This window comes from Curtobacterium sp. 314Chir4.1, assembly GCF_900215175.1.
GTDB classification, from domain to species: domain Bacteria; phylum Actinomycetota; class Actinomycetes; order Actinomycetales; family Microbacteriaceae; genus Curtobacterium; species Curtobacterium pusillum_A.
In genome coordinates this window covers 136,217-150,177 of the sequence record NZ_OCMI01000002.1, presented here as the reverse complement: position 1 = coordinate 150,177, position 13,961 = coordinate 136,217, and the positions used below count along the sequence as shown (strand labels likewise).

The 13,961-nt window shown below is 69.6% G+C and carries 16 protein-coding genes; 10 read left to right on the top strand and 6 right to left on the bottom strand.

Features of this window, described 5'->3' with window-relative positions:
• The first annotated feature begins 18 nt into the window (after nt 1-18).
• The 8 genes from CRP27_RS05645 (at nt 19) to CRP27_RS05610 (ending at nt 5,791) form a co-directional block, all read left to right on the top strand.
• On the top strand, nt 19-408 hold the full coding sequence (locus tag CRP27_RS05645; RefSeq protein WP_176505479.1) for an SseB family protein: 390 nt from the start codon (nt 19-21) through the stop codon (nt 406-408).
• A 97-nt stretch (nt 409-505) separates the two neighbouring features.
• A complete protein-coding gene (locus tag CRP27_RS18160; RefSeq protein ID WP_176505478.1) occupies nt 506-655 on the top strand; it encodes a hypothetical protein in 150 nt (49 codons plus the stop codon).
• A 151-nt stretch (nt 656-806) separates the two neighbouring features.
• The gene (locus tag CRP27_RS05635; protein ID WP_097179775.1) at nt 807-2,336 is read left to right on the top strand and encodes a hypothetical protein; all 1,530 of its coding nucleotides are present in this window, start codon (nt 807-809) and stop codon (nt 2,334-2,336) included.
• Nucleotides 2,337-2,355: 19 nt separating this feature from the next.
• Nucleotides 2,356-3,288: an NADP-dependent oxidoreductase gene (locus CRP27_RS05630; protein ID WP_097179774.1), complete on the top strand. Its 933-nt coding sequence runs from the start codon at nt 2,356-2,358 to the stop codon at nt 3,286-3,288.
• 123 nt (nt 3,289-3,411) lie between these two features.
• Nucleotides 3,412-3,975, top strand: a complete 564-nt coding sequence (locus CRP27_RS05625; protein WP_176505477.1) for a DUF805 domain-containing protein — start codon at nt 3,412-3,414, stop codon at nt 3,973-3,975.
• Between the two features lie 107 nt (nt 3,976-4,082).
• Nucleotides 4,083-4,595, top strand: coding sequence for a DUF805 domain-containing protein (locus CRP27_RS05620; RefSeq protein ID WP_097179772.1), 513 nt, complete (start codon nt 4,083-4,085; stop codon nt 4,593-4,595).
• A 60-nt stretch (nt 4,596-4,655) separates the two neighbouring features.
• Entirely contained in the window at nt 4,656-5,183 is a 528-nt protein-coding gene (locus CRP27_RS05615; protein ID WP_097179771.1) for a DUF805 domain-containing protein, read from the top strand.
• The gene (locus tag CRP27_RS05610) at nt 5,180-5,791 is read left to right on the top strand and encodes a DUF805 domain-containing protein (protein ID WP_097179770.1); all 612 of its coding nucleotides are present in this window, start codon (nt 5,180-5,182) and stop codon (nt 5,789-5,791) included. Before CRP27_RS05615 ends, CRP27_RS05610 begins: the two co-directional genes overlap by 4 nt.
• Nucleotides 5,792-5,867: 76 nt before the next feature.
• On the opposite strand, the gene CRP27_RS05605 is transcribed toward CRP27_RS05610, so the two are convergent.
• The 6 genes from CRP27_RS05605 to CRP27_RS05580 form a co-directional block, all read right to left on the bottom strand.
• Nucleotides 5,868-6,509, bottom strand: a complete 642-nt coding sequence (locus CRP27_RS05605) for a TNT domain-containing protein (RefSeq protein ID WP_097179769.1) — start codon at nt 6,507-6,509, stop codon at nt 5,868-5,870.
• A 62-nt stretch (nt 6,510-6,571) separates the two neighbouring features.
• Nucleotides 6,572-7,345 (bottom strand): succinate dehydrogenase iron-sulfur subunit, encoded by a 774-nt coding sequence (locus tag CRP27_RS05600; RefSeq protein WP_097179768.1) that lies wholly within the window; start codon nt 7,343-7,345, stop codon nt 6,572-6,574.
• A 1-nt stretch (nt 7,346) separates the two neighbouring features.
• Nucleotides 7,347-9,140 (bottom strand): succinate dehydrogenase flavoprotein subunit, encoded by a 1,794-nt coding sequence (gene sdhA / locus CRP27_RS05595; RefSeq protein WP_097179767.1) that lies wholly within the window; start codon nt 9,138-9,140, stop codon nt 7,347-7,349.
• A gap of 49 nt (nt 9,141-9,189) precedes the next feature.
• Nucleotides 9,190-9,636 carry a succinate dehydrogenase, hydrophobic membrane anchor protein gene (gene sdhD, locus CRP27_RS05590; protein ID WP_079236494.1) on the bottom strand — a complete coding sequence of 149 codons (447 nt, stop codon included), beginning with the start codon at nt 9,634-9,636 and terminating at the stop codon, nt 9,190-9,192.
• A gap of 12 nt (nt 9,637-9,648) precedes the next feature.
• Nucleotides 9,649-10,098 (bottom strand): succinate dehydrogenase, cytochrome b556 subunit, encoded by a 450-nt coding sequence (gene sdhC, locus CRP27_RS05585; RefSeq protein WP_097179766.1) that lies wholly within the window; start codon nt 10,096-10,098, stop codon nt 9,649-9,651.
• 79 nt (nt 10,099-10,177) lie between these two features.
• A complete protein-coding gene (locus tag CRP27_RS05580; protein ID WP_255257455.1) occupies nt 10,178-11,416 on the bottom strand; it encodes a glycosyltransferase family 1 protein in 1,239 nt (412 codons plus the stop codon).
• A gap of 155 nt (nt 11,417-11,571) precedes the next feature.
• On the opposite strand from CRP27_RS05580, the gene CRP27_RS05575 reads away from it, so the two are divergent.
• Together CRP27_RS05575 and CRP27_RS05570 are read left to right on the top strand one after the other, a co-directional pair.
• Nucleotides 11,572-12,687: a mannose-1-phosphate guanylyltransferase gene (locus CRP27_RS05575; RefSeq protein WP_097180304.1), complete on the top strand. Its 1,116-nt coding sequence runs from the start codon at nt 11,572-11,574 to the stop codon at nt 12,685-12,687.
• A gap of 209 nt (nt 12,688-12,896) precedes the next feature.
• Nucleotides 12,897-13,961 (top strand): BMP family protein, encoded by a 1,065-nt coding sequence (locus CRP27_RS05570; protein WP_079236491.1) that lies wholly within the window; start codon nt 12,897-12,899, stop codon nt 13,959-13,961.

Genomic DNA, 13,961 nt, shown 5'->3' with positions numbered 1-13,961 from the left:
GAGCAACAGGGAGCAGACGTGCCAGGCAGCTCGACACCACCGAGTCTCACCGACGCGGTCCAGGCAGCCCGCTCGGGCGGTCTTGACTTCCGTGGTCTCCTCGGCACGTTCGTGGTCGCGCCAGTCGTCGTCCCGTCCGGCGCCGCGCTCGACGACGGTCGCGGTGCGTTCGAGCCCGTGACGTACGCGGTCGGCGCGGTCACGTACGTGGCGGTGTTCACCACGTTGGAGCGGGCGTCCTCGCTCGGAGACATGGCGCCGTACGCGACGACCATGAGCGGCCTGGACGTTCTCCGGCGTGTCCGACCTGGCGGCGGTGTGGTGATCGATCCGGGGTCGGCCGACGGCTTCCAGATCGACCCCGAGGTCGTCGAGTCGATCGTGGCCAGTGCGCCGCGGTCCAGCTGACGGGCCACCGCAGCGGATGCCCGAGACGATCCCGTTCCACGATCAGGGGTGCAGATTCTGTCGTGAGTTCTGGATCTCGACCTCTGACCAGCCGAAGTTGATCGGCGTCAGCCTCGAGTACCAGTGCCACCTCTACCGATGTGGTGTCTGTTCCTCCTGGTGGGAGTACGGCTCGAACTACCCGCACGTCATCGACGAGGACCTGGCAAACCGCATCGCGGCGACCATCGAGCCCGGTTCGTCGTGATCGTCGGCGCAGACGCCGGTGCCACCAGGCTCGCGTTCACCCTGCACGCCAACGAGGTGACGGTGCTCTCTCGGACGACATCCACGGATCCGTCGTGACGGGTCGCACGAGTCTGCCCCACGAGCGCGTCTTCAGTGATCGAACACTCGCCGTGCTGCGTCACCTCCTCGCACGCGTCGGGTTCGACGACGCGACGGTGCAACCCGTCCGGGTGGAGTTCGGCGACCTCGAAACACGTTTCCGGTACGACGTGCTCCCCGGGGGTGTGGTGGAGCGTGGGTTCTCGCGCGGCGTCGTCACGGAGACCGGCACCGTCTTCGACGCTCCGGAGGACGCCGCGCGGTACATCGCGCTGCAGGCCGTGCGAGAGCTCCGCGCTGCGGAGGGGCTCTCGACGGAGGAGTGGGTCCGGCGGACCGTGGACGATGTCCCCGCGGGCACGTCGGCGACCGTCGACGGCTCCGTGATCACGATCACGCGGACCTCGGACGACCCACCGGAGCATTCGAGGTTCAGCATGCTCCGCAGCCGGGACGCCGCCGCGTTCGCGACGGTGGCGACCGTCGAGCTCGAGTCGATCGCCTGGTGCGGGCTGCAAGCTGGCTCGATCCGAGCATTCGAGCTCGCGAGCGGTCCTCGGGCGGCGAGCGCAGACGATGCTCCGCACGCTCCCGCGCTCGGCCGTCTGACCGGCAACCGACCGGATGCTCCGGCGTCCCTGCACGGCATCAGGCGCGGGCCGCAGACGCTCTTCGAGTGCGGCGACCACGAGGTGTCCCTCCGGATCGACCGAGTCTCGACGGGGTTCGACGTCATCGAGCGGTCCCGGGGTGCCGAGTCCGTCACTGCCACGTGCTCCCACGTCGACGACGCGGAGCGACTGGTCATCGCGTTCCGGCGGTCCACTGACATCACGATCCCGTTGGACGCACGTCTCGCCGGTCCTCAGCTACCGGTCGGGGTGGTCGATGCGTCCGACGGCGTCGTCACGTCGTTCGCGTGGCGTTCCCTTGCCGACGGTGCGCCGCGTCGTGTCCTCCGGGTCGCTCCATCGGCGGGACGTTCGTACGTCTTCTCGGACCTCGTGCGGATGACGTGGTTGCGGGACATCCCGGTGAACGCGATCGTGGCGATGCTCGTCGAGCACGACCGGGCACGGCTCCAGCCGGCAGGGCGGCCCGGTGTCACGCTGTCCGCCGAAGCGCTGGTCCGTGCGTTCACCCGGGGTCGCACCGGGTACCGGGATGACGCGCAGAGCTCGATCGTGTGCGCGGAACTCCGCCGGCTGGTCGTTTCGGGGCTCCTGCCGGAGGCGTGTTGGGAGCCCGTCCGCAGTGCCGTCCACGGGACCCACATGGACAGCTGGTCGTCCGGGCTCCCCGTCGACGACCGCTACGAACGGCTGTGGCCGTTGTTCGAGGGCGCTCGACCACCATTCGCCGACACCGACGTCGCCTCGGTGGACCCCGAGGTCGCCGTCGCAGCGGTCGAGTACGGCGTCACCGTCGTGTCCGGCGAGCCTCGTGTCACGCGGCGGGTGCCGCTCAGCCCGGAACCCGTCATCGAGGTCTGGAGCGGCTCCTCGTGGCTCGCCCGCCCACGAACCGAGTTCGGACGGCCGCTGGATCGACCTGCAGCCATGCGGCTCGCCGGCTGGCCCCGCCCAGACGCGTTCGGCTGACCGGCGTAGCGTCCGCCTCATGACGAAGCACTGGGTGGCCCCGCGGTTCGGTGGCAGCGAAGTCCTCGAGTACGTCGACACGGAGGTCCCAGCGCCCGGCCCCGGCGAGGTCACGATCGACGTCCGCGCCGCCGGCATGAACCCCGCCGACACGAAGCACACCCGGCAAGGGGATCCGTCCGACCTGCCGATCGCCGTCGGCTACGAGGTCGCCGGGGTCCTCAGCGCCGTCGGCCCGGACACCGAGATCGCCTCCGGCGGGGGAGCCGTCGGCGACGAGGTCCTCGCCTTCCGCGTCGTCGGCGGATGGGCGGAGCGGATCACGGTCCCCGCTGCGGACGTCTTCGCGAAGCCCGCCACGCTCGCCTTCCCCGAGGCGGCGAACCTCCTGCTCGCTGCCGCCACGGCGGCCGACATGATCCGCGTGACGCGCGCCGAGGGGCGCGACACGATCGTCGTCCACGGCGCGTCCGGCGCGGTCGGCGTCAGCCTCCTCCAGCTGCTCCGCCCGCTCGGCGCGCGGGTCATCGGGACCGCGTCGGAGCGCACCGCGGACACCGTCCGACGCTTCGGTGGCGAGTGGGTCGCGTACGGCGACGGCCTGGAGGCGCGGATCCGGGAACTCGCACCGTCCGGTGTCGACGTGGCACTGGACTGCGTCGGAACCGACGAGGCCGTCGACGTCTCGCTCGCGTTGGTCGCGGACCGCAGCCGCATCGTGACGATCGCCGCGCAGGGTCGAGCGGCGCGCGACGGCTTCCCGGCTGTGGGCGGCGGGCAGCCGGAGAGCAAGGCGTTCCGGGACTCGGTGCGGCAGCGGCTGATCGACCTCGCGGGAGCGGGCGAGCTCGAGGTTCCCGTCGCGCGGACCTTCCCGCTCGTCGAGGCCAAGGCAGCCGCCGAGCTGCTGGAGTCGCAACACCCCGGTGGCAAGCTCGCGCTCATCCCCTGACCGGGGCGGGGTCCTCCGCTGGGGTGACGCGCTCGCGGGCGTGGACGTGCTTGACTCTGTGTGCATCGACAGCGTGTGCACCAAGAGCGTGGGCGCAGACAGGCAGCCGGAAGGATCGAACTCGTGAGCAACCAGTACCCGCCGCCGTACGGCCAGAACCAGGACCCGTACGGGCAGCAGCCCTACGGTCAGCAGCCGTACGGCCAGCAGCCGTACGGTCAGCAGCCGTACGGCGCGCAGAACCCGTACGGTGCTCCGACGCCGAACGGCCAGCAGCAGGGACCGCCGCCGCTCTGGGCGCCCTGGTACGGGATCCCGTTCCCGCAGGCGTTCCTGCGATTCTGGAAGAAGTACGTCCGGTTCGACGGCCGCGCGAGCAAGAGCGAGTACTGGTTCTGGGCGCTGTGGTACGTGATCGGGTCCGTGGCGGTCGGCATCGTCGGATCGGTGTTCGGCGTGCTGCCCTTCGCGCACGACTGGTCGAGCCAACTCGTCCGGCTCTGGGGCCTCGCCACCTTCATCGGGTTCATCGCGCTCACCGTTCGACGGCTGCACGACGTGAACCTCAGCGGCTACTTCGCGCTGTTCTTCATCATCCCGCCGATCGGGGTGCTGTTCTCGCTCATCGTCGGCCTGATCGGCACCGTTCCGCAGGGCCAGCAGTTCGACCGGCCCGATCGCGGCTGACCGCTCGTCTCGTCCGCTCGACACCACCCCCGTCACGAACTGACGGGGGTGTCGTCGTTCTGGTTGAATCTGAGCCGACACCGTCAGCCGACACACAGGGGGACCCCGTGAGTGACCAGTACCCGCCGCAGAACCCGTACGGACAGCAGCCGGCACCGACCGGACCCGGTGGCGAGCCGCCGCTCTGGGCGCCGTACTACGGCATCTCGTTCGGCGGGGCGATCTCGCGGTTCTTCAAGAAGTACGCGACCTTCAGTGGCCGCGCGAGCCGGAGCGAGTTCTGGTGGTGGTACCTGGCGAACGTCATCGTGGCGTTCGTCCTGTCCATCATCGCGGTGATCGGCGTCGTGACGTCCGACATCCAGGTCGACTCCTCCACGGGGCAGACCACCGGCTCGTTCAGCGGGTTGTACTGGATCGCGGTCGTGGTCTCGATCCTCTGGGGGCTCGCGGTCCTGGTGCCCAGCCTCGCGCTCGGGTGGCGTCGGCTGCACGACGCGAACCTCTCCGGCGCACTGTGGATCATCGCGATCTTCGTGAACATCGTCGGGCTCGTGTTCGGACTCCTGCCGTCGAACCCCGAGGGCGCCCGGTTCGACCGTCCCGACGACCGCGGCTGACGGGCCCGTCGATCTGGTTGAATCGTGTCCAGAGTTTCGACCAACACACGAGGGGGAACCATGACCGAGCTGCACCCGACGCAGGATCCGAACACGCAACCGCCGACCCCGGCCGCACACGACGGCGAACCGCCGCGATGGGCGCCGTACTACGGCATCTCCTTCGGACGCGCCGTTGCGCGGTTCTTCACCAAGTACGCCACCTTCAGCGGGCGCGCCAGCCGCAGTGAGTTCTGGTGGGCGTACCTGCTGAACGTCGTCGTCTCGTTCGTGCTCCTCGGCGTGATCCTCGCGCTGCGGTGGTCGACGATCGAGTACGACACGGTCGACTTCGGCGACGGCAACGTCTACCAGGTCGCGCAGGCACCGGCGCCGTGGTTCTGGATCCTGTTCCTGCTCCCGACGCTGTGGTGGCTCGCGACGATCGTGCCGACACTCGCGCTCGGCTGGCGACGACTGCACGACGCGAACCTGGCCGGCGCGCTGTGGATCATCGCGTTGTTCGTGGGGATCGTCGGCATCGTGTTCGGCCTCCTGCCGTCCAACCCCGAGGGAGCCCGCTTCGACCGACCGGAGGAAGCCCGATGAGCAACGACCAGACGCCGCAGTGGGGACCGCCGAACGGCGAGCAGCCGCCGTCGCCGCAGCAGCAGCCGTGCGGCCAGCAGTCGTACGGCCAGCAGCCGTACGCCCAGCCGTACCCGCAGTACGGCCCACCGATCCCGGTCGGCCCCGACGGGACCCCGCCGCTGTGGGCGCCCTGGTACGGCATCGGGTTCCTCGACGCGTTCACCCGGTTCTTCAAGAAGTACGCCCGGTTCGACGGGCGCGCCAGCCGCAGTGAGTACTGGTACTGGGTCCTCGCGAACGCGATCGTGACGCTCGTGCTCTACGGCGGGTTCATCGCGGGGATCATCGCGTGGAGCGCCTCCACCCAGGTCACGGACGAGTACGGGTACACGCACAGCGAGGGCTCCCCGCCGGTGTGGATCTTCCTCCTGCTCGTGCTCTACGGCATCTGGTGGCTCGGGACGATCGTCCCGAACATCGCGCTCGGGTGGCGCCGCGTGCACGACGCCAACCTCGCCGGTCCGCTGTGGATCATCGCGCTGTTCGTCGGCATCGTCGCCATCGTGTTCGGCTGCCTCGGTCCGAACCCGGCCGGCGCGCAGTACGACCGCCCCGACCTCGGCTGAAGCACCACGACGAAGCGGCCCTCCCCGTCCGGGGAGGGCCGCTTCGTCGTGATGGGGTGTCGCGCAGCGACCGGTGTCAGACCACCCGGAGGCGGGAGAGCGAGCCGTCCACGACGAGGTCCCGCACCGTGACCGACGGATCCGCCGTCTGGAACCGGAGAGCGCCTCCGGGCTGGTCGAACCAGGGCTGCACGAACCGCACCGTCACCAGGAACGGCCGCTCCACCAGGTAGCGGTGCGTCTCGGGCGCCTGGGCGACGTGCGGCGGCAGCGAACGCTGCGGCGCCGGTGTGTCGAGCGGGTGCAGCAGGTAGCCGTCGGGACCGCCGATGCGGTCCACCGGGACACCGGCCGGGATCTGGATGGTGAGCCCCTGCTCGCCGGCCTGTGCGACCTGCTGCGCGAGCTGCGGGTACGTGGACGCCGCACGGTCGCGGAGCCCGTCGAGCTCGTAGCGGGGGATGTCGCGCGGCGCCGGGAACGGACGGTTCAGGAATCGCCGGAGCATCTCCACCGCGTCCGCTTCACCCCGCGCGGTCGCGAGACGACGGGCGGTGCCGTAGTCGACGACCTCGAGCGCGAACTCGTCGTGCTGCGTCGGCACGATGCGGAGCGCACCCTCGACGGGCGGCTCGTGCAGGGTCTCTCCGGGGAGCTGCACGTAGCGGATCGTGTAGCCGAGCTGGTCGAGGATGGGGCGGGTGTCCGCGAACGTCATGGAGCGGAGCCTATCGGTGGTGTCTTTGCCGAGCCTTGGACGATGCCGAGCGTCGGCCGGTGTCAGGCCTTGCCGCGCATCAGGGCCTGCTTGACCTCCGAGATGGCCTTCGTGACCTGGATGCCGCGGGGGCAGGCGTCGGTGCAGTTGAAGGTCGTGCGGCAGCGCCAGACGCCCTCCTTGTCGTTGAGGATGTCCAGTCGAACGTCGGCGGCGTCGTCGCGCGAGTCGAAGATGAAGCGGTGCGCGTTGACGATCGCGGCCGGGCCGAAGTACTGGCCGTCCGTCCAGAACACCGGGCAGGACGACGTGCACGCGGCGCAGAGGATGCACTTCGTGGTGTCGTCGAAGCGGGCACGGTCGGCGACGGACTGCACGCGCTCCTTGCCCTTCTCCGGGACCGAGTTCGCCTGCAGGAACGGCTGGACCTCGCGGAAGGACTTGAAGAAGGGCTCCATGTCGACGACGAGGTCCTTCTCGAGCGGCAGGCCCTTGATCGCCTCGACGTAGATCGGCTTCGAGACGTCGAGGTCCTTGATCAGGGTCTTGCACGCGAGCCGGTTGCGGCCGTTGATGCGCATCGCGTCGGACCCGCACACGCCGTGTGCGCAGGAGCGCCGGAAGGTCAGGGACCCGTCCTGCTCCCACTTGATCTTGTGCAGCGCGTCGAGGATGCGGTCGGTCGGCAGCATCATGACGTCGAAGTCCTGCCAGCGCGGCTCGTCGTCGACGTCCGGGTCGAAACGCCGGACGATCAGGGTGACGGGGAACGAACCGGGAGGGGCGTCCTGCACCGTGTCGGTACGGGGTGCGTCGGAGACCAGGGTGTCGGTCATCTCAGTACTTCCTCTCCATCGGCTGGTACCGGGTCACGACGACTGGCTTCCAGTCGAGGGTGATGTGGTCGTCGGCGAGTGACGAGTGCGGATCGCCCGTCAGGTACGCCATGGTGTGCTGCATGTAGTTCTCGTCGTCGCGCTTCGGGTAGTCGTCGCGCATGTGGCCGCCGCGGGACTCCTTGCGGTTGCGGGCGGAGTAGACGACGACCTCGGCGAGGTCGAGCAGGAAGCCGAGTTCGACGGCTTCGAGCAGGTCGGTGTTGAACCGCTTGCCCTTGTCCTGCACGGACACCTGCAGGAAGCGGTTCCGGAGCTCGTGGATCGTCTCCGTGACACGGGCCAGCGACTCGTCGGTGCGGAACACCTGCGCGTTCTTGTCCATCTCGTCCTGCAGCTCCTTGCGCAGGGCGGCGACGCGCTCGGTGCCGGTCGAGGCGCGGAGCTGCGCGAGCATGTCGCGGACGCCGGCGGCCGGGTCCTCGGGGAGGGGCAGGAACTCGGCGGTCTTGACCCACTCGGCGGCGTTGTTGCCCGAGCGCTTGCCGAACACGTTGATGTCGAGCAGGGAGTTCGTCCCGAGGCGGTTCGAGCCGTGCACGGAGACGCAGGCGCACTCGCCGGCGGCGTACAGGCCGGGCACGACGGTCGTGTTGTCGTACAGGACCTCGGCATCGGTGTTCGTCGGGATGCCGCCCATCGCGTAGTGCGCGGTCGGCATCACCGGGACCGGCTCGACGACCGGGTCCACGCCGAGGTAGGTGCGGGCGAACTCGGTGATGTCGGGGAGCTTGGTCTCGAGGACCTCGGCTCCGAGGTGCGTGCAGTCGAGCAGCACGTAGTCCTTGTTCGGTCCGGCGCCGCGGCCCTCTGCCACCTCCTGCACCATGCAGCGGGCGACGATGTCACGCGGCGCGAGGTCCTTGATGGTCGGTGCGTAGCGCTCCATGAACCGCTCGCCCGAGGCGTTGCGGAGGATCGCTCCCTCGCCACGGGCACCCTCGGTGAGGAGGATGCCGAGGCCGGCGAGCCCGGTCGGGTGGAACTGGAAGAACTCCATGTCCTCGAGCGGCAGACCGGTGCGCCACACGATGCCGACACCGTCGCCGGTCAGGGTGTGCGCGTTCGAGGTCGTCTTGTACATCTTGCCGAAGCCGCCGGTGGCGAAGATCATCGCCTTGGCGTGGAAGACGTGCAGTTCGCCGGTCGCGAGCTCGAAGGCGACGACGCCGGCCGGCTGCTTGCGGGTGACGCCGTCCTCGCCCACGACGTCGACCATGATGAGGTCGAGCGCGTAGAACTCGTTGAAGAAGTTCACGCCGAGCTTCACGCAGTTCTGGAACAGCGTCTGCAGGATCATGTGGCCCGTGCGGTCCGCGGCGTAGCAGGCCCGGCGGACCGGGGACTTCCCGTGGTCGCGGGTGTGGCCGCCGAAGCGCCGCTGGTCGATCTTTCCCTCGGGCGTGCGGTTGAAGGGCAGACCCATGTTCTCGAGGTCGATGACCGCGTCGATCGCCTCCTTCGCCAGGATCTCGGCGGCGTCCTGGTCGACCAGGTAGTCGCCGCCCTTGATCGTGTCGAAGGTGTGCCACTCCCACGAGTCCTCTTCGACGTTCGCGAGCGCCGCCGCCATGCCGCCCTGCGCCGCACCGGTGTGCGAACGCGTCGGGTACAGCTTCGAGATGACGGCCGTCTTCGCCTTCGGGCCGGCTTCGATGGCGGCACGCATGCCGGCACCGCCCGCTCCGATGATGACGATGTCGAACTGGTGGTGGTGCACGGTGGTCTCGGTCACAGGGGTCTTTCCGTAGACGGTGGGAAGGCGGTCGGCAGCGGGGGCGGTGCTACTGCGCCGGGCAGAAGGACGGGAGGTCGGCGGCGGCTGCGCCCGCGGGGCACGGGTCGAACGTCCAGCACACGAGCAGGCCGAGCACGATGAGCACGACGCACGCGATGAGGATGGCGACGAGCAGCGTCTTCCGGATGCCCGGCTTCGACACGTAGTCGTTGACGATCGTCCGCATGCCGTTCGACCCGTGGATCAGCGCGAGGACGAGCATGAGCGAGTCCCACACCTGCCAGAACGGCGACGCCCACTTGCCGGCGACGAACGCGAAGTCGATCTGCTTGACGCCCTCGCCCGCCACCATGTTGACGAAGAGGTGTCCGAAGATCAGCACGACGAGCAGGACGCCCGAGCCGCGCATGTAGATCCAGCCCCACTTCTCCCAGTTGGTGGTGCGGCGGGCTGCTGCTGCCGAGCGCGGGGGCTCGATGGTCTGCGTGGTCATCGGTGTGCCCCCTTAGTTGAAGTCGGCGACGAGGTTCATGAGCTGGCGCGGCAGGAAGCCCGCGATGGCGATCGCCCAGAGGACGATCACGATCCAGAACATGGCGCGCTGGTACTTGGGACCCTTCGACCAGAAGTCGATGAGGATGATCCGGAGACCGTTGAACGCGTGGAACACGATGGCCATGACGAGGGCGATCTCACCGAGGTTCATGATCGGCGTCTTGTACGTGCCGATGACCGCGTTGTAGGCCTCTGGTGAGAGCCGCACGAGTGCCGTGTCGAGGATGTGCACGAGCAGGAAGAAGTAGATCGCGACGCCGGTGATCCGGTGCAGGACCCAGGACCACATGCCCGTGGACCCGCGGTAGAGCGTCCCCTGTGGTGTCCGAGAAGCGCGTGGCGCCTCGATCGTCACCTGCGGCACGGCGGTCGCCGTACCCCCTCCGGTCTGCTCGGCCATGAGCTCGTCCTCCCATAGGACGGGCTCGCCCGATCGGCGAGCCCTTGCCGTTCGTGTTCGTGTTCGGAACACGACCATCCTATGCGCGTGCGCTGACCTTCTCGTGCCACCCGGCCCGTGCAGCCCGCGTCGTCGCTGGCGGCGCGCCGATCGTGCGGGCCGTGTCGTGGTGGTCGAGCAGTTGGTCGCCGACCGCCTCCCACGTCGTGCCCTCGACGCGGAGCCGTCCCGCCGAGCCCATCCGGTCCGCGAGTGCGCGGTCGTGGTGCAGGCCCAGGACCGCTCGGCGGAGCGCCTGCGGGACGTCCGGGTCGTAGAGCTCGCCGTCGAGTCCGGGCGCGACGAGGTCGAGCGGTCCCCCCGAGGCGGGCGCGATCACGGGCAGTCCGCTCGCATGCGCCTCCTGCAGGGTCTGCCCGAAGGTCTCCGCGGGGCCGGTGTGCACGAAGACGTCGAGGGACGCGTACGCGTCCGCCAACGCGTCGCCGCGCAGCGGGCCGGTGAAGGTCACGTCAAGGTGGCGGAGCCGTCGTTCGAGGACCGGCCTGGAGGGACCCCCTCCTGCGACCACGATCCGCACGCCCGGGATGCCGCCGAGCTCGGCGAGCCGCTCGACCTCCTTCTCCGGTGCCAGCCGCCCCACGTACCCGACGATCGTCTCGCCGCCCGGCGCGATGCGCCGTCGCAGCGCACGGACGTGGCCCGAGTGGCGACGCGACGGGTGGAACAGCTCCGTGTCGACGCCGCGCCCCCAGCGCGCGACGCGCGGCACGCCGTCCTCGGCGAGCATCGCGGCGGTCGCGCTCGACGGCGCGAGCGTCAGCGAGGCGCCGGCGTGGATGCGCCCCAGGATCTTCCTGACCAGCGGGACGGTCGCGGTCAGGCCGTTGCGGCGGGCGAACCCGGCCACGTCGGTCTGGAAGACGGCGACGGAGGGGATGCCGAGGCTCCCGGCTGCCGTGATCGCGCGCCCACCCAACAGGAACGGACTCGCGGCGTGGAGCACGTCGGCGCCGGAGGCGGCGAGGATCGTGTCGAGCACCGGGTGGGGGAGTGCGACCGGGAACTGCCGGTACGCGACCGCGGGCACGCGGTGGACGTCGAACGAGCGGTAGCGCTCGACCGCGGTCCGGGAGCGGAACCGGGCGAGCCCCGGGGTGTCCGGGGCGATCACGACCGCGCGGTGGCCGCGGCGCTCCAGGTGGTCGAGGACCGCCAGGACGCTGGTGGTCACGCCGTTGAGGGTGGGCAGGAAGCTCTCGGTCACGACGGCGACGGTCCGTTGGGACGTGCCGCGCTCCACGCTGCGTGCGTTCATGGCACCGCCCATGGTCCGCGCGCGTCGTGTCCCCGCGGGGCCGTCGACGTGAACGGGACACGCGCACGGGGTGAACAGGCCGTGCGGGTGACCGCATGCGGGAAGCGTGCGGGAAGCACCCAGGTCGCACCGTGCCGCACCGGTACGGTGAGCACGTGGCAGACGCACTCGAGGACTTCTACGCGATCATCCCCGCCGGCGGGATCGGATCGCGACTGTGGCCGTTGTCGCGCGCGGACGCACCCAAGTTCCTGCACGACCTGACCGGCTCCGGCACCTCGCTGCTCCGGCAGACGTGGGACCGCCTCGCGCCGCTCGCCGGTGACCAGCGGATCATGGTCGTCACCGGCCGCGCCCACCGGGTCGCCGTCGAGTCGCAGCTGCCCGGCGTCGCGGACCACAACGTCGTGCTCGAGAGCGAGCCGAAGGACTCCACCGCGGCCATCGGCCTCGCCGCGGCCATCCTCGTCCGCCGCGAACCGGACGTCGTCATCGGGTCGTTCGCCGCCGACCACGTCATCGGCGACGCCCGCGGCTTCCGCCGGTCCGTGCGCGAGGCCGTCGCCGCCGCCCGCGCCGGGTACGTCACGACCATCGGCATCACGCCGACCGAGCCGGCGATCGGCTTCGGGTACATCCACGCGCACGGCGACACCATCGGCATCGAGGGCGCCCCGACCGCGCACGCCGTCCGGTCCTTCGTCGAGAAGCCGGACCTCGACACCGCCCGCTCGTACGTCGAGCAGGGCACGTACCTCTGGAACGCCGGCATGTTCATCGCCCGCGCCGACGTCCTGCTCGCCGAGATCGGCCGGACGAAGCCCGAACTGCTCGCCGGGCTCGAGGAACTGGCCGACGCGTGGGACACCTCTGCTCGCGGGGCCGTCGTCGACGCGGTGTGGCCGAACCTCGAGAAGATCGCCATCGACTACACGGTCGCCGAGCCCGCCGCCGCCGCCGGTCGCATGGCCGTCATCCCCGGCGACTTCGACTGGGACGACGTCGGGGACTTCGCGTCCCTGGCGAAGCTGCAGTCCGGTGGCCGGGCGAACAACCTCGCCGTGCTCGGTGACGGTGCCCGCATCCTCGCGGACTCGTCGAGCGGCATCGTCGTCTCGCACAGCCAGCGGCTCATCTCGCTCATCGGGGTGGAGGACATCGTCGTCGTGGACACCCCGGACGCGCTGCTCGTGACCACCAGTGCCAACGCACAGCGGGTCAAGGGTGTGGTGGATGCACTGAAGATCAGCGGCCGCGGGGACGTCCTGTAGCGCTCCACCACGAAAAGCGCTTGACGTCCCCAGAACTGGGGGCGGAACGGTGACTCCGCGTTACGGGCGCGTTTCCGCGCGGTCGCGATCCCGTAACTGATCCACAGACCCCTCCGAGGGCGTTCTGCACCGGCCGGGCGGTCGTGTACTGTCGCCACGATCGCCCGGAACGCACGTGGTCCGGGCACGCTCCCCGGAGGAACCCACCCGTGACATCTCGTACCCGTCAGGTCCTGCTGAGCACGCTCGCGCTCGCCGGCACCGTCGCCGTCCTCGCTGGTTGCTCGGCCGCACCGTCCGACACCGCGTCCGCCAACAAGACCAGCTTCCGCCCCTGCATGGTGTCCGACGCCGGTGGCTTCGACGACAAGTCGTTCAACCAGCTCGGCTACGAGGGCATGGTCGATGCCGCGAAGGACCTCGGCGCCACCTACAAGAAGGCCGAGTCGAAGGACGCGACCGTCTACGACTCGAACATCCAGCAGCTCGTCGGCCAGAACTGCAACCTCATCGTCACCGTCGGCTTCAACCTCGCCGACGCCACGAAGAAGCAGGCTGCGGAGAACCCCGACACCGACTTCGCGATCATCGACGACAACTCGATCGACGCGAAGAACGTCAAGCCGATCACCTTCGACACCTCGCAGGCGGCCTTCCTCGCCGGCTACGCGGCCGCGTCCTACTCGAAGTCCGGCGTCGTCGGCACCTTCGGTGGCATGCAGATCCCGACCGTCACCATCTTCATGGACGGCTTCGCGGACGGCGTGAAGTACTACAACGAGCAGAAGTCGAAGGACGTCAAGGTCGTCGGCTGGAACGTCGACACCGGCAAGGGCTCCTTCACGGGTGGCTTCGAGGCCGGCACGCAGGCCAAGGCCGTCGCGCAGACCCTCATCGACCAGGACGCCGACGTGATCCTGCCCGTCGGCGGCCCGATCTACCAGTCCGCTGCCGAGGCCATCAAGGACGCCGACAACGGTTCGGTCCTGATCGGCGCGGACAGCGACCTCTACGAGGCCGACCCCCGGTACAAGGACATCGCCTTCACATCGGTGGAGAAGGGCATGCGCCCCGCCACGAAGGACGTCGTCGAGCAGGCCGCGGACAAGAAGTTCTCCAACGAGCCGTACGTCGGCACGCTGAAGAACGACGGTGTCGGCATCGCACCGTTCCACGACTTCGCCGACAAGGTCGACAAGGGCCTGACGAAGGAGCTCGACACGATCAAGGCGGGCATCATCGACGGCTCGATCAAGGTCAAGACGCAGTCCTAA

Bases quoted from the DNA above. Each gene is read 5' to 3' on its own strand.
- CRP27_RS05630 (WP_097179774.1), top strand. From the start codon at position 2,356: ATGACGAAGCACTGGGTGGCCCCGCGGTTCGGTGGCAGCGAAGTCCTC.
- CRP27_RS05615 (WP_097179771.1), top strand. From the start codon at position 4,656: ATGACCGAGCTGCACCCGACGCAGGATCCGAACACGCAACCGCCGACC.
- CRP27_RS05610 (WP_097179770.1), top strand. From the start codon at position 5,180: ATGAGCAACGACCAGACGCCGCAGTGGGGACCGCCGAACGGCGAGCAG.
- CRP27_RS05605 (WP_097179769.1), bottom strand. From the start codon at position 6,509: ATGACGTTCGCGGACACCCGCCCCATCCTCGACCAGCTCGGCTACACG.
- CRP27_RS05600 (WP_097179768.1), bottom strand. From the start codon at position 7,345: ATGACCGACACCCTGGTCTCCGACGCACCCCGTACCGACACGGTGCAG.
- sdhD (WP_079236494.1), bottom strand. From the start codon at position 9,636: ATGACCACGCAGACCATCGAGCCCCCGCGCTCGGCAGCAGCAGCCCGC.
- sdhC (WP_097179766.1), bottom strand. From the start codon at position 10,098: ATGGCCGAGCAGACCGGAGGGGGTACGGCGACCGCCGTGCCGCAGGTG.
- CRP27_RS05580 (WP_255257455.1), bottom strand. From the start codon at position 11,416: ATGAACGCACGCAGCGTGGAGCGCGGCACGTCCCAACGGACCGTCGCC.